Origin of the sequence: Klebsiella sp. S69 (assembly GCF_016516145.1) — a bacterium.
Classification (GTDB): Bacteria; Pseudomonadota; Gammaproteobacteria; order Enterobacterales; family Enterobacteriaceae; genus Klebsiella; species Klebsiella oxytoca.
The window spans coordinates 205,862-219,700 of sequence record NZ_JACVUU010000001.1 but is presented as its reverse complement, the minus strand read 5'-3'; the positions used below and the strand labels follow the sequence as shown (position 1 = coordinate 219,700).

The 13,839-nt window shown below is 53.9% G+C and carries 14 protein-coding genes, 1 other RNA gene and 1 pseudogene; 7 read left to right on the top strand and 9 right to left on the bottom strand.

Going from position 1 to position 13,839, the window contains the following annotated elements:
- Positions 1-30: 30 nt before the first annotated feature.
- On the bottom strand, positions 31-1,263 hold the full coding sequence (locus IAE27_RS01020) for a maltodextrin ABC transporter substrate-binding protein (RefSeq protein ID WP_004111035.1): 1,233 nt from the start codon (positions 1,261-1,263) through the stop codon (positions 31-33).
- 353 nt (positions 1,264-1,616) lie between these two features.
- Here IAE27_RS01020 and IAE27_RS01015 point away from each other — a divergent pair, with 353 nt between their 5' ends.
- Together IAE27_RS01015 and IAE27_RS01010 are read left to right on the top strand one after the other, a co-directional pair.
- A complete protein-coding gene (locus tag IAE27_RS01015) occupies positions 1,617-2,726 on the top strand; it encodes an ABC transporter ATP-binding protein (protein ID WP_070557204.1) in 1,110 nt (369 codons plus the stop codon).
- 249 nt (positions 2,727-2,975) lie between these two features.
- Entirely contained in the window at positions 2,976-4,562 is a 1,587-nt protein-coding gene (locus IAE27_RS01010) for an EAL domain-containing protein (RefSeq protein ID WP_135800032.1), read from the top strand.
- Between the two features lie 2 nt (positions 4,563-4,564).
- Here IAE27_RS01010 and IAE27_RS01005 read toward each other — a convergent pair whose 3' ends face one another.
- A complete protein-coding gene (locus IAE27_RS01005) occupies positions 4,565-4,837 on the bottom strand; it encodes a metal/formaldehyde-sensitive transcriptional repressor (protein WP_004099606.1) in 273 nt (90 codons plus the stop codon).
- Between the two features lie 166 nt (positions 4,838-5,003).
- On the opposite strand from IAE27_RS01005, the gene IAE27_RS01000 reads away from it, so the two are divergent.
- Positions 5,004-5,864 carry a nickel/cobalt efflux protein RcnA gene (locus IAE27_RS01000; protein WP_200091524.1) on the top strand — a complete coding sequence of 287 codons (861 nt, stop codon included), beginning with the start codon at positions 5,004-5,006 and terminating at the stop codon, positions 5,862-5,864.
- Positions 5,865-5,910: 46 nt separating this feature from the next.
- Here the strand turns inward: IAE27_RS01000 and IAE27_RS00995 are convergent, their stop codons facing one another.
- Positions 5,911-6,264, bottom strand: a complete 354-nt coding sequence (locus tag IAE27_RS00995) for a DUF1428 domain-containing protein (RefSeq protein ID WP_049129115.1) — start codon at positions 6,262-6,264, stop codon at positions 5,911-5,913.
- A 92-nt stretch (positions 6,265-6,356) separates the two neighbouring features.
- Complete coding sequence (locus IAE27_RS00990; RefSeq protein WP_142475291.1) at positions 6,357-6,971, bottom strand: YczE/YyaS/YitT family protein; 615 nt, start codon at positions 6,969-6,971, stop codon at positions 6,357-6,359.
- An 87-nt stretch (positions 6,972-7,058) separates the two neighbouring features.
- Here IAE27_RS00990 and IAE27_RS00985 point away from each other — a divergent pair, with 87 nt between their 5' ends.
- A complete protein-coding gene (locus IAE27_RS00985; RefSeq protein ID WP_070557199.1) occupies positions 7,059-8,486 on the top strand; it encodes a PLP-dependent aminotransferase family protein in 1,428 nt (475 codons plus the stop codon).
- A 133-nt stretch (positions 8,487-8,619) separates the two neighbouring features.
- Here IAE27_RS00985 and IAE27_RS00980 read toward each other — a convergent pair whose 3' ends face one another.
- The 3 genes from IAE27_RS00980 to ffs all read right to left on the bottom strand — a co-directional run bounded on the left by IAE27_RS00980 (position 8,620) and on the right by ffs (position 9,500).
- Positions 8,620-8,835, bottom strand: a complete 216-nt coding sequence (locus IAE27_RS00980) for a hypothetical protein (RefSeq protein WP_004099598.1) — start codon at positions 8,833-8,835, stop codon at positions 8,620-8,622.
- Entirely contained in the window at positions 8,832-9,089 is a 258-nt protein-coding gene (locus tag IAE27_RS00975) for a hypothetical protein (RefSeq protein ID WP_004099591.1), read from the bottom strand. Before IAE27_RS00975 ends, IAE27_RS00980 begins: the two co-directional genes overlap by 4 nt.
- 314 nt (positions 9,090-9,403) lie before the next feature.
- Positions 9,404-9,500: signal recognition particle sRNA small type (gene ffs, locus IAE27_RS00970), an RNA gene on the bottom strand.
- A gap of 255 nt (positions 9,501-9,755) precedes the next feature.
- Here ffs and IAE27_RS00965 point away from each other — a divergent pair.
- Together IAE27_RS00965 and IAE27_RS00960 are read left to right on the top strand one after the other, a co-directional pair.
- Positions 9,756-10,161 (top strand): annotated as a pseudogene (locus tag IAE27_RS00965) (dTDP-glucose pyrophosphorylase).
- A 65-nt stretch (positions 10,162-10,226) separates the two neighbouring features.
- Positions 10,227-10,538, top strand: coding sequence for an MGMT family protein (locus IAE27_RS00960; protein ID WP_004099584.1), 312 nt, complete (start codon positions 10,227-10,229; stop codon positions 10,536-10,538).
- Positions 10,539-10,577: 39 nt separating this feature from the next.
- On the opposite strand, the gene IAE27_RS00955 is transcribed toward IAE27_RS00960, so the two are convergent.
- Entirely contained in the window at positions 10,578-11,087 is a 510-nt protein-coding gene (locus IAE27_RS00955) for a YbaY family lipoprotein (RefSeq protein WP_004099583.1), read from the bottom strand.
- Between the two features lie 529 nt (positions 11,088-11,616).
- Here IAE27_RS00955 and tesB point away from each other — a divergent pair.
- The gene (gene tesB / locus IAE27_RS00950) at positions 11,617-12,480 is read left to right on the top strand and encodes an acyl-CoA thioesterase II (protein WP_004111029.1); all 864 of its coding nucleotides are present in this window, start codon (positions 11,617-11,619) and stop codon (positions 12,478-12,480) included.
- A 56-nt stretch (positions 12,481-12,536) separates the two neighbouring features.
- On the opposite strand, the gene amtB is transcribed toward tesB, so the two are convergent.
- Complete coding sequence (gene amtB, locus IAE27_RS00945; protein WP_004099575.1) at positions 12,537-13,823, bottom strand: ammonium transporter AmtB; 1,287 nt, start codon at positions 13,821-13,823, stop codon at positions 12,537-12,539.
- Positions 13,824-13,839: the final 16 nt, after the last annotated feature.

Below are 13,839 nucleotides of genomic sequence, written 5' to 3'. Positions count from 1 at the left end.
GGCCTCCTCCCGTTCTGTTACTTCACCTGATTACTGATTGCTGGCCTGCATGGCTTCGATCTGCATCTTGATCTGCTTCTCGGCGTTATCCAGCGCCGCCTTCGGCTCCTGTTTACCGGTCAGGCTCAGCTCCAGGGCTGCGTTCGCCGGGCCCCATACCTCCCCCATTTCCGGTATTCCTGGCATTGCCGTCGCCCGTGCTGACTGCACCGCCACCGCGCTGGCCTTCTCGTCATTCTTAATCAGCGGATCGTCAATCATTGCCTTCAGCGGCGGGATTTCGCCGGTCGCCACATAGCGTGCTTTCACATACTGAGGCTGGTTAATAAACTCAATAAACTGCTGCGCCAGCGCTTTATCTTTACTCCACGTCGAAACCACGTAGCCTTTCACGCCGAGGAAGGAGCTCATCGGTTTGCCGTCCGGCAGCGTCGGCAGAGGCGCAACGCCATAATTAATGCCTGCCGCTTCGTATGGCTGGAAAGCCCACGGGCCGTTAATCACCGCCGCCGCTTTCTTCTCGGTGAACAGGGAATCGATGGCGTTCAACCCGTTGTCACCGAGGATCCCTGCAGGGAAAACCTTATCGGTATAGAATTTTTTCAGGAAAGTGACTGCTTCCACTGCGCCGGGTTTGTTGAGACCGACATCCTGCGGGTTGAAGCCCCCTTTATCGTTTTTGCCAAAGATATAGCCGCCCATTGGACCGATAGCGCCCCAGCTGTAATAAATCTGGTCGAACTTCGCCAGCAGACCGTATTTCCCCTCTTCGCGCTGCTTCTTCGAATAGTCGAACCACGCCTGCAGGCTATCCAGCGGCTGGTCGATCAGATCTTTGTTGTAAATCAGTACCAGGGTTTCCACCGCTTTAGGTACGCCGTAAAGCACGTTATCCATATGGAAAGCGCTGATTGACGCAGGCGTAAACGCCTCCTGCTTCTCCTGATCCAAAGTCAATGGAGATAGCAATCCCTGGACAACCGCTCCGCCTAGCTGATCATTAGGGATCACCAGGACATCCGGGCCGATGCCCGCCGGACCATCAAGACGCAGCTTTTCCAGCTGTTGGGCGTACGGCATCTCCTGCACGTTCACCTTAACGTTGAACTGCTTTTCAAAATCACCGACTGCGGCTTTGATGCCGGCGGATTTTTTGATGTCTTCCCAAACGTTGAGCTGCCCGGCCGCGTGCGCCTGCAGGCTCGTTAGCTGCCCGGCAGCCAGAGTGGTAAGGATCAGTGCAGCAAGAGTGTTCTTTTTCATTATCAACCTCATGTGAAGGTATAACAATTTAATGGTTTTTATTAAGTAATGTGACTTCAGCAAATCTCTTAGCAAGTTGATTAACGGCAGTTCATAAACAAAACATCCGTCATGTTTGATTTGTTATACGCTACGCTTTGAAGGCTGATAAAACTACTGGAAGCTACTCGTTGTGTGATCATCATTGCAGAAATGAAACATCGTTGTATGGCGCTAAAACCGTGGAAGTTATAGTCGCTGCATGATTTTAGTGTCGTTGAGCATCGTTCGGCTGAATTGTTACACGTTATACAAATTCCGCATCGCAGCCCAAATCCCAACGGCAAAAATGGCTAACAATCCGGGGAGTGTTGATGTCCAATATACGACTGAGGAATGTCACCAAACGGTTCGGCAGTACGGTGACGCTGCATCAGGTAAATCTTGATATTGAAGATGGTGAATTTGCGGTGTTCGTCGGCCCGTCCGGCTGCGGTAAATCGACGCTACTGAGGATGATTGCCGGTCTTGAAGAGGTCAGCGAAGGTGAAGTGCTAATTGGCGATGAGGTGATGAATGATGTCGTTCCTGCCCATCGCGGCGTCGCTATGGTATTCCAGTCCTATGCGCTCTATCCGCATATGACGGTGGCGGAAAATATGGGCTATGGCCTGAAAGTGAACAAAGTACCAAAAGATGAAATTCGCCGTCAGGTTGAAATGGTGGCGAAAACGCTGCAGCTCTCTCATCTGCTGGATCGTAAGCCTAAGCAACTTTCTGGCGGTCAACGTCAGCGCGTTGCCATCGGCCGCGCTATTGTACGTAATCCACGGGTGTTTATGTTTGATGAACCCCTTTCTAACCTCGATGCCGAACTGCGCGTTGAGATGCGCCTGCATATCGCCAAACTCCATCACGAGCTCAAAACGACCATGGTTTATGTTACTCATGACCAGGTTGAAGCGATGACTCTCGCCGATAAAATAGTGGTGATGAACTACGGCAAAGTTGAGCAGATGGGATCGCCGATGTCGCTGTATTACAACCCGGTGAATAAATTCGTCGCGGGATTTATCGGTTCGCCGAAAATGAACTTCCTTCCCGCGACGGTTACCTCATGGCAGCCGGGCCAGCTTAGCGTGAAGATGGCGCAAGATCATAATCTGACGCTCAATATCACCACCTCACCGCTGCAGCCCGGCGCTGCCGTCACCCTCGGTATTCGTCCTGAACATCTCTCTACCGATGTGAATATCGGTACCGTGGTTGAGTTTCAATGTGAAGTGGTCGAGAGACTGGGTAATAACACCTATCTATTTGGCCAGTGCTACGGCCACGATAACGTCAAAATTCTGCTGCCAGGCGACGTTCACTTTCGCCCCTGGCAGAAAATCAGCGTTGCCTTCGACGATCGCTACTGCATGGTGTTCGACGAAAACGACCTGCGGATTAGCGCCGACATCGCCGCGCCGGATGCCCACTAAACGCAACATCTGGCTGTCATGATTGCGCTTTAGAATATGAACCTGTGCTGGCGATGCTTATTGGCTGCCAGCATACCAGCCCTCGTTTTTCTCCGCGCCGTTTACAGCTTCGGGCGTCGCGGATCATCCACTGTTAGCCCGTATTCGCTGCTCTCTCGCGGTTCGGGCCTTTTTATCCCGTTAACCTAATCGTCCTTTTTATCTTTCGCGTATACTCATCGCACCCCTTAATAAATTTAGGAAATGCTCATGACGACCCGGCATCAGGTGAGCCTGGTTACAGGGGTACTGATACTGGCCATTATTTTGCCGGTGGCGCTGAGTATTTGGTTGGCAATGCAGCAGGCCAAAGCGCAGTTTTATACCGGACTGGACAACTTTTCCGTTCGGGTACTGGCTCGCGTTCAGCAGGTAGCCGATCAGGCAAGAGAGGCGCTGAACGAAGCGGATGCCGATACCGCCGCGACCTGCAGTCCGCAGCATCTGCTTAATATGCGGCGGATTGCCTACACCCACCGCTACGTGCAGGAAGTGTTGTGGTTACATGGAGGTATTCCGCAATGCTCTTCTCTTGAAGATCATCGGGTATCAGTAACGTTTCCTGCTCCCGACCATATTACTGCCGACGGCTATCGTACCTGGCTCACCTCGGTTAGCGATCTCGGGCTACAGCATAAAATGACGGCAATGGGCAGCGAACATCATGTGGTGATGATCGATCCGGTTTCATTTATTGATGTGATTCCGTCAGGCCAGGAAGAGATTCACACACTCTTGTTTGGCACGAAGCGCGATCAAATTATCATCAGCAGTAAACCGCTCGACGCCGCCGCCTGGGAGCACATCAAGCGTCTGGATGTCGAAACATTGACGCTTGATAGCACCGTTTATCGCCTCCGCCGCATCCCTGAACTAGGGCTGGCGATCGCGGCCTGGTCATCAACATTACCGCTCCAGCAAAAATTACATCAACAGCTAATGCTGTGGTTGCCGATTGGTTTATGCACCAGCCTTCTGGCCTCATTCCTGCTTCTTCGCCTGCTGCGAAGGCTGCGCTCTCCGCGTTACGGGATGCTGGACGCGCTGAACTCCAATGCTATACAGGTCTATTATCAGCCTATTATTTCGCTACAGACTGGCAAAATCGCCGGCGCGGAAGCACTTGCCCGCTGGAGGCAGCCTGACGGTAGTTATTTATCGCCGGATATTTTTATCCCGCTTGCCGAACAGACCCGGCTGATAACCCGGTTAACCGAAGATATCGTGCGGAAAATTTTCGCCGATCTCGGAACCTGGCTGCGCCAGCGCCCGGAAGTGCATATTTCGATCAATTTATCTGTCGATGATTTGCGTTCGCCAACGCTGCCGATACTCCTGCAGGAGCAGCTCCAGCACTGGGGTATCAGCGCTCAGCAGATCATCCTTGAAATTACCGAGCGCGGCTTCGTTGACCCGCAAACCACTCTGCCCGTCATCGCCGGCTATCGTCAGGCCGGACACCGTATATCTATTGATGACTTCGGCACCGGCTACTCCAGCCTGAGCTATTTACAAAAACTGGACGTCGACACTCTGAAAATCGATAAATCGTTTGTCGATACGCTGGAGTACAAACCGCTGACGCCGCATATTATTGAAATGGCGAAAGCGCTTAATCTGGCGACCGTTGCCGAAGGCGTCGAAACCGAAAGCCAGCGCGACTGGCTGCGCGTTCACGGCGTGCAGTACGCCCAGGGTTGGCTTTATAGCAAAGCGCTGCCAAAGGAGAAATTTATCCTCTGGGCTGAAAACAACCTGAAAGCGTATTCAACGCCGCCTGCGGAAAATACCTTCTGAGCCTATTTCAGATAAGATTTAATCACCTGCATGACCACTTCAAGGTCAGCTTCACGCTGGCCTTCTTCCGGCTCTTTGACGACATGATCCGTTAAATGCCCCTGGATAACCTGCATCATCATGCCGTTTACCGCACCGCGAATGGCGGCCAGCTGCTGGAGAACCTCTGCGCATTCATGTTCGCGGTTGAGCATTTTTTCCAGCGCAGCGCTCTGCCCCTGAATTTTCTTCAGTCGTGTCAATAACATCTTCTTGTGACGAACAGTATGTGACATTACGCGCTCCACTCTTTGATGACTCGATCGTTTCCATTAACGACCCCCGTATGTAACAAGGCCAGCATACCATGCTCTACTCCCCGGGAGTATTTTTCTACCAGGGGGTAGTATTTATATACTAGGGGGGAGTAGCATGAGATCACTTTTGGCAAGGGACCACGTTATGAACGATTTCACTTCACTGCTGCAACAGGGGAATGCCTGGCTATTCATTCCCAGCGCGATCCTGCTCGGCGCGCTGCACGGTCTGGAGCCCGGACACTCGAAAACCATGATGGCGGCATTTATTGTGGCAGTGCGCGGAACGTTGAAGCAGGCTGTACTACTGGGGCTAGCGGCGACGGTATCGCATACGGCCGTGGTCTGGCTGGTGGCGATGGCAGGCCTGTGGTTTGGCCGCGGTTGGGATGCGCAAACGTCAGAACCCTGGTTTCAGCTGATCTCAGGGATCCTTATTGTGCTGATTGCCTGCTGGATGCTGCGGCGTACCTGGCTCGAATCTCGTACACACCAACGCGATCGTGACCATAACCATAACCACGACCACGACCACGACCACGACCACGACCACGACCACGACCACCATCATGCACACCATCATCCGCATCAACACCATCCTCACGCGTATCCGCTGGTGGCCACCGCAGAGTGGCAGGACGCCCATCAGCGCGCGCATGCGGAGGAGATCAACCGCCGCTTTAACGGACAGCGGGTCACCACCGGACAGATCGTTTTGTTTGGGCTGACGGGCGGGCTAATCCCCTGCCCGGCGTCAATTACCGTATTGCTTATTTGCCTCCAGTTAAAAAAGGTTTCGCTGGGAGCCACGCTGGTGCTGAGTTTTAGCGTTGGGCTGGCGCTCACCTTAGTGGCTTCAGGCGCAATTGCCGCCCTGAGCCTCAAGCACGTCGCCAACCGCTGGCCGGGACTAAACGATCTCTCACGGAAAGCACCGTGGATTTCCGGTGCGCTGATTATTGTGGTGGGTTGCTATATGCTGCTGCACGGCTGGCGTAATCTGTAGGGCTTCTATCGCCATCCCCACCGACTATGGGGATGGCAAAGATGAATTACTCATCGAGGAGCGGGGAAAACCCGCCGTATATCATTCGTTTTCCATCAAATGGCATATTTTCGCCAAACTCTTTCATCCGCGGGTCAGCCATCATTTTAGCGTTGGCGGCATCGCGCGCCTCTTTAGAGGGGTATTCAATCCAGCTGAATACCACCTCTTCATTATCTTCAGCTTTTACCGCCAGACGAAAATCGGTCAGCTTGCCATCCGGGACATCATCCGCCCAGCACTCGACCACGCGTAGGGCGCCAAACTCTTTAAATAGCGGCAGCGCCTTTGCCGCCATCGCGCGGTATGCCTCCTTATTTTCTGCCGGTACGGCAACAACAAAACCATCAACGTACTTCATGAGTATGCTCTCCGAAGTGAACAGTACCGCCGGACAATCCGGCCGTATCTGCAGTGATAAGTTTAGTCTCCAGCGCGGATAGCAGCTTAATATCAGGAGATGGCCTCGCCCGGTTTCGCCAGCGCCTTACGTGCAGCCGACTGATGAAACCACGGCAGGCAGAGCTGAATCAACGGCCCAATGGTTATCGCATAGAGTACGGTTCCCACGCCAAATTTGCCGCCCATCATCCAGCCAATCAGCAGAACGGAAAGTTCAATCGCCGTGCGAATGCCGCGCAGCGACCATCCGGTACGTGCATGCAGTCCGGTCATCAGCCCATCGCGCGGACCGGGGCCGAAACCTGCGCCAATATACATTCCCGTCGCCAGCGCATTCAGTACGATAGCCCCGGCCAACAGCAGGCTACGCGCCACCAGCGATTCTAACAGCGGCAGGATAGCCAGAGTGGCGTTTGCCGCCAGGCCCAGCACAATCACATTGCTTACCGTGCCCAGCCCCGGCATTTGTCGTAGCGGGATCCACAGCAGCAGCACCGCCGCGCCCGTCAGAATCATCACCGTTCCGAAATCAAGATTGAACTGGTTGCCGATCCCCAGATGAAAAACATCCCACGGATCGGCCCCCAGATTGGCATGAACAAACAGCGCGGTCGACACGCCGTACAGGACCAGACCAATATAAAGTTGCAGCAAGCGACGTACCATTTTCTACCTCAGGACAATTGCGATTCCCCTCATCATCAGTAAAAATGGATTGATAATTAATGGCCAGTTTTAAAAAAGTGGATTGCTATGTCATCTCGTCGCTTTGGTTCACAATCGCTGGTGCGCCTGCTCGGTCACTGGCAGGAATCCGGTTCCCGCATACCGCTCTGGCGTCAGCTGGCGGAAGCGCTGCGCCTGCTGATTCTCGATGGCCGCCTTGCGCTGGAAACCCGTTTGCCCGGTGAACGGGAGCTGGCGGCGGCGCTGAATATCAGCCGTACTACGGTTGCCAGCGCGCTTGGACAGCTACGGGAAGAAGGCTATCTCTACAGCCGTCAGGGAAGCGGTTCGCGGATCGCTTTGCCGGAGCGGACGGTTGAGATCAAGACCAATAAACCGGACTCGCCGTCGGTCAATCTGGCCGTCGCCGCGCTCAGCGCCGGGCCTGAAATTCATCAGGCTTTCAGCCAGGCCCTGAAAATCATGCCGCAGCACTTAGCCAATACCGGTTACGATCAGCAGGGTCTGCCGCTTCTGCGTGAAGCGATCGCCCACCGCTATAGCGAACGCGGCCTGCCAACCCGAAGCGATGAAGTAATGATTGTTAACGGGGCACTTAGCGGCCTGGCATTGGTTTTGCGCTTATTTACCGGGCCCGGCGATCGGGTGGTGGTGGATGCGCCGACTTATCCTATGGCGATTAGCGCGATTCAGGGAGCATCATGCCGCCCGGTCAGCGTGGCGTTACCGCAGCAGGGATGGGACTGCGACGGTTTAGCGGCGACAATTGCCCAAACGGCGCCGCGGCTGGCATGGCTGATGCCGGACTTTCATAACCCTACCGGTCGCTGTATGGATAGCCCCACGCGCCAGCGGGTAGCAGACATCGCCGCGCAAACCCGCACCACATTGGTAGTAGATGAAACGATGGTCGACCTATGGTACGACGCCCCGCCGCCGCCGCCTTTAGCATCTTATAATCCTGATGCTCCGGTGATAACCATCGGCTCTGCGGGAAAAAGCTTCTGGGGCGGTTTGCGCATAGGTTGGATCCGCGCATCCTCGCGCACCATTGCATCTCTGGTTCAGGCGCGGGACTCCCTCGATCTCGGCTCCCCGCTGCTGGAGCAGCTGGCCTGCTGTTGGCTGCTGGAGAATGAGAAAATGCTGTTGCCGTCGCGGCGCGCCATGCTGGCAACCCGTCGGGATATGTGCGGCGCGCTGATGGCGGAGTATTTTCCCCACTGGCGCTTCACGCCGCCGGAAGGAGGACTCTCTTTTTGGGTTGAGTTACCCGGGATGCTGGCAACGCTGTTTTCCGTTCGCGCGGAAAGCCGGGGAATTCACATCGGAACAGGAACGCGATTTGGCCTGGCGGGCGCCTTTGACCGCTATTTACGCTTACCGTTTACGCTTGCGGATGATGAACTACGTCACGCTTTTAATATATTGCAGCCGTTATGGCATAGTCTTACGGAGCAGAAAGAGAGCTTCCGCCCACGGAAAATTATTTAATAAAATATCGACGGGCTGGAGCCAGCCCGTCAAAAGCCATCATCCGTGATGCATATGAGATGTTTTTATAAAATTGCGCTTCAAGTTTGTCTTCGTGTCGTGTCAGTCCGATGACAAAAATGAAATATTTTCATTAATGCTGTCGCGGAATCGGAAAACCTTTAAGGGAAATAATAAAACCGTCTTCGTCTTTTTTAATTTTTGCGCCCGTATCACACCAGTCGGAGGCAATGCGAAAGAACTCATCACTACCGATATTCCAGTTCAGGCGTACATGCTTCACATAGCCGGAACGCAGCATGGCGCACGCTTCGCTATAGTTGCTGGCTGTAGAGAGTTGTTGTTTCATTTTTTCTTCTTCAGGAGTTTACGTAATGCTTTGATTTCTTTAGGGGTTAATGGAGATGCTTCCTCTTCGGTGTGCTGGCTATCAATATCTTCTTCCGAAACCCCCGCCTCGTCTGCTGATTCCGCTACCTGGAAGGCCAGTAGCAGCAGTTTCTCCGTAGCTGTTCCTAAATTTTCGTTATTTTCTTCCGCATACTGACGCAGCTTTTCTTTTAACTCACTATCAATTTTGACGTTCAGAACCACAGTAGTCATAGTCACGCTTCCCGTGAAATACAATCATCATATAACTAATACACGAACTTAACATGCTGATCCAGAGATATATTTTTGGCTTATATCTAACAACAGTTTCCCATCAGTAATCTGCACCTGATATATGACATTAAGATGACAATAATATTTCACTTAAATTTCAAATTTATGACGTAGTGAATTTTTAGCATAAAAAAATGGAGTTTTAGAAACGAAATAAATTCACACTTTAATTAAGGATATTAACCATGAAGGGGATATGAAGCAGCTGATTTGTGCGAATCGCGCCAGGGACACGCTGAAATGGGTGGGGGCCCTGCCAGCTACATCCCGGCACACACGTCGTCTGCTCTGGCTGCTTCCTTCCGGACCTGACCTGGTAAACAGAGTAGCGTTGCGGGAGAACCAACAGAGCCCCCATTGAGAGCGCTAGTTACCTAACGCGCTGGCGCATTATCCCTGCTGAATCCTTGAATTGCAAGCCACCGCCGATCGGGTGCTGGTTTATTGCGCAAAGTCGCGTCTCCACAGGCTTTTCACGATAAATGATCCCGCGCCCCTCAAGAGATTGCGAGCATACTCTCAGCAAAAACCCCTTCCGGCAGCCATAATGTGGATTATTCACCGCCCCTTTTATCATCAAGGCACGATCTCAACGGAATATGAATGAGTGAATCACCGCGTTCATCACCACCCTGACAATGCCGCCCATTCCTGAAGTGTCTGTGCCCTTCCACGGTTTACATTTTTTGCGTCCGGGACTGCTCATTGATTTTGTCACGATTAGCGCTAATCAGCTGCTGGCCGTCCCCCCGGTTGCGCTGCTTTACTCAACCGTTGACGTCCTTCAGCACGCTGAATTACGTAAACTTCCCATCGAAGCCAGCGGTCTCGTGGTGTATCCGATATAAACCCTTAAGCTCCCGGCCATGCGCGCCAAACTGATGATTAACGCCCAGTCTGAACGCCCGAAGTTTCTTGAAGCCCTGCTAACCATACGCCGCATGAAAATGTTCATGGTATGCAGGTGCTGGGTCTGACGCTGGAATTCACCGTAGTCAACCCGGCTTAATCCACCCGCTGTACAGCCCATGATGTAACGCTTATTCTGAACTTTTACCAGCAACAGGACCTTCCATGGATTCTCACGATACTTTTCCGCAGCGCGTCTGGCAAATTGTCGCCTCAATACCAGAAGGATGCGTGGCGACCTACGGCGACGTTGCTCAGTTGGCGGGTTCACCGCGCGCGGCGCGTCAGGTTGGTGGGGTATTAAAACGTCTGCCGGAAGGTTCCACTCTCCCCTGGCATAGGGTGGTCAACCGTCACGGCGATATCTCTCTCACCGGGCCGGACCTGCAGCGTCAACGCCAGGCGCTATTAGCGGAGGGAGTCCAGGTGTCAGGCAGTGGGCATATTGATCTACAGCACTACCGCTGGATTTATTGAAGACAAAAAAATGCCCCTGAGAAGGGGCATGATGTGGAGTTACTGCACGGGCGGAACGTTGTTGTTCGCCACCGGTACCGCCGTTTGTTGGACCGGCACCAGCACCAGATCGGCACGGTTGCCGCCCTGGTTAATCACCGTCTGTACGGTATCGGTAATGAACATCAGCTGACCGTTAACGGTAATCGCCGCGCTGAGAAGAATGCGGGCATTAGGCTGGATTTGCGCCTGGTTATAGGGCAGAACAAAATTAAACGGCGCCTGCTTCCCTTCGGTCCTGACCGCTTTTTGCGCCAGCACGTGCGCAGGCGCATCGGCCAGCGACGCATCCGACAGAGTTACGGTCAATACTGCGTCCGGCGGTAACGCCACGCGCTGGCGAATATTGATAGTCCCGGATACGTTAGGCTGCTGCTGCGAGGAGCTTAGTGAAGCAATGCCATAAGGATCGGGCGCCGCCTGGTTCGCTGCATTGCTGTTGTGATTATTCGCACAGGCAGACAACGTAGCCGCTACGGCTATAGCACTTAACATATAGGCAAATTTCATTCTTTTCTCCTTTCATCCCTTTGAGCATGTTCGACCGCAATGCAATGCGGCGAAACATTTTCACCATGAATAAGTGTGGCACAGTTCTCAATTTTCGCCCGGAAAAGCGCCATATTCAGATTATTACTGCCTGCAACGTCCCGGCAGCAAAAGTGATACGGTGAGCATAATGCCGCTTTCTGGGGATCCTCTGTCGGCCGGAGACAGGGGTTATTACCACCTGCCGGAAGCAGCTAAAAGCAAATGAATCATCTCGTCTGGCGCGTAGCCTCGGCTCACAAGAGTGAAGATGGCGCCTCTTCCCCGTTTACGGGTTGGCCGCCACGAAAGCTCGCGCGGGGTTCTGAAACCAACAGGCGATGAATAGTTGCAACCATCCATAACTAACAATCCCGCAGCCTGGGAGATTTACGTCGGAAAAAACGTCCCTATTCAGTTTATTGCACCCATCGGACCACTTACGATTCCAGGTTATACTTTGCCTCAATAACGCGCTGCGCAAGGCAGTCATCATTGATTGAGGGTAATTATGAGTCAGGCATTAACCAATCTGCTGGCATTGTTAAATCTGGAAAAAATCGAAGAGGGATTGTTCCGCGGGCAGAGCGAGGATCTGGGATTACGTCAGGTCTTTGGCGGCCAGGTGGTCGGTCAGGCACTATATGCGGCAAAGGAGACCGTCCCCGCAGAACGCCTGATCCATTCGTTTCACAGCTACTTCCTGCGTCCCGGCGACAGCCAGAAACCCATCATCTATGATGTTGAAGTCCTGCGTGACGGCAATAGCTTCAGCGCCCGCCGGGTGGCGGCGATTCAGAACGGGAAGCCGATTTTCTACATGACCGCCTCATTTCAGGCGCCAGAACCCGGCTACGAACATCAGAAAACCATGCCAGCAGCCCCCGCGCCGGATGCGCTGCCCTCTGAAACGGACATCGCCCGCAAGCTGGCCCATCTGCTGCCGCCGCAGGTCAAAGAGAAATTTCTTTGCGATAAGCCGCTGGAGATTCGCCCGGTTGAATTCCACAACCCGCTGAAAGGTCACGTTGCAGAACCGACGCGTCAGGTCTGGATCCGCGCCAACGGCGCTGTACCGGAAGATCTGCGCATCCATCAGTCTCTACTGGGCTACGCTTCTGACTTCAATTTCCTTCCCGTTGCGCTGCAGCCGCACGGCGTCGGTTTTCTGGAACCGGGAATGCAGGTGGCCACCATCGATCACTCAATGTGGTTCCATCGCCCGTTCAACATCAACGACTGGTTGCTTTACAGCGTAGAAAGCACCTCCGCCTCCAGCGCGCGCGGTTTTGTCCGCGGCGAGTTCTATACGCAGGACGGTACGCTGGTGGCGTCGACAGTACAGGAAGGCGTCATGCGTAACCGCAACGCCTAAAAAAACAAAGCCTCCCGAGAGGGAGGCTTTGTCGCTTCAGGAGATGACCCAATTTATCATGCGTTGTAGGCGTTTTCGCCGTGGCTGTTGACGTCCAGACCTTCACGCTCTTGATCTTCCGGTACGCGCAGGCCAACGGTCATATCGGCGACTTTGTAACCAATAAAGGCGACCACGCCGGACCAGACGATGGTGATACCGATACTTTCCAGCTGTACCAGAACCTGGTGGCCCATGGTCACGCCTTCCGCATAACCGACGCCGCCCAGAGAAGTCGCGGCGAAGATACCGGTCAGGATGCATCCGACGATACCGCAGACACCGTGGACGCCAAACACATCGCACGGGTCATCAACGCGCAGCCAGCGCTTCAGTACGGTGACACCCCACAGACCCGCCAGACCCGCGGCAATCCCAACGATCAGAGACCCGCCGACGCCGATGTAACCACAGGCCGGAGTGATGCCGACCAGACCGGCAATCGCCCCTGAACAGGCGCCCAGCAGAGACGGCTTGCCGCGGGTTGCCCACTCGCCGAAGGTCCACGCCAGGATAGCCGCCGCTGTGGCAACCACGGTGTTAACGAAAGCCAGACCGGCAATTTCGTTCGCCGCGCTGGCTGAACCCGCGTTAAAGCCAAACCAGCCAACGTAGAGGATAGCGGTGCCGGTGAATACCATCGGCAGATTATGCGGTTTGAACGCTTCTTTACCAAAGCCCACGCGTTTGCCCATCATATAAGCGCCCACCAGCCCGGCAACCGCGGCGTTAATGTGTACAACCGTTCCGCCGGCGAAATCAAGCGCGCCGTGGGTAGCCAGCAGACCACCGCCCCATACCATATGGGCGATCGGGATATAAGAAAGCGTCATCCACACCACAACAAAAATCAGTACCGCAGAGAAACGAATACGTTCCGCCAGCGCGCCGACGATCAGGCCGACGGTGATACAGGCAAACGAGCCCTGGAAGGCAACGTGGATGTATTGATAGAAGCTGCCCATCAACGCTTTCAGCTCAATATTCTTCAGCAGCACCCAGTCGAAGTTGCCGAAGAAGCTGCCGCCGGTACCGAAAGCCAGCGTGTAGCCATAAACCACCCACAGCACGCAGACCAGTGCAAAGGTGACGATAACCTGCGTCAGCATGGAAAGAACGTTTTTACCGCGGATTAGCCCGCCGTAGAACAGCGCGATGCCCGGAATGGTCATAAACAGCACCAGCGCGGTGCAAATCATCATAAAGGCGTTGTCGGCTTTATCCGCTACCGCCGGTGCGGCCATCGCCAGCCCCGGAAGAAGAGCCAGCGCTCCCAGACCTGTCTTCATTGTTGCTATCTTCATTGTTTCGTTCCCCATC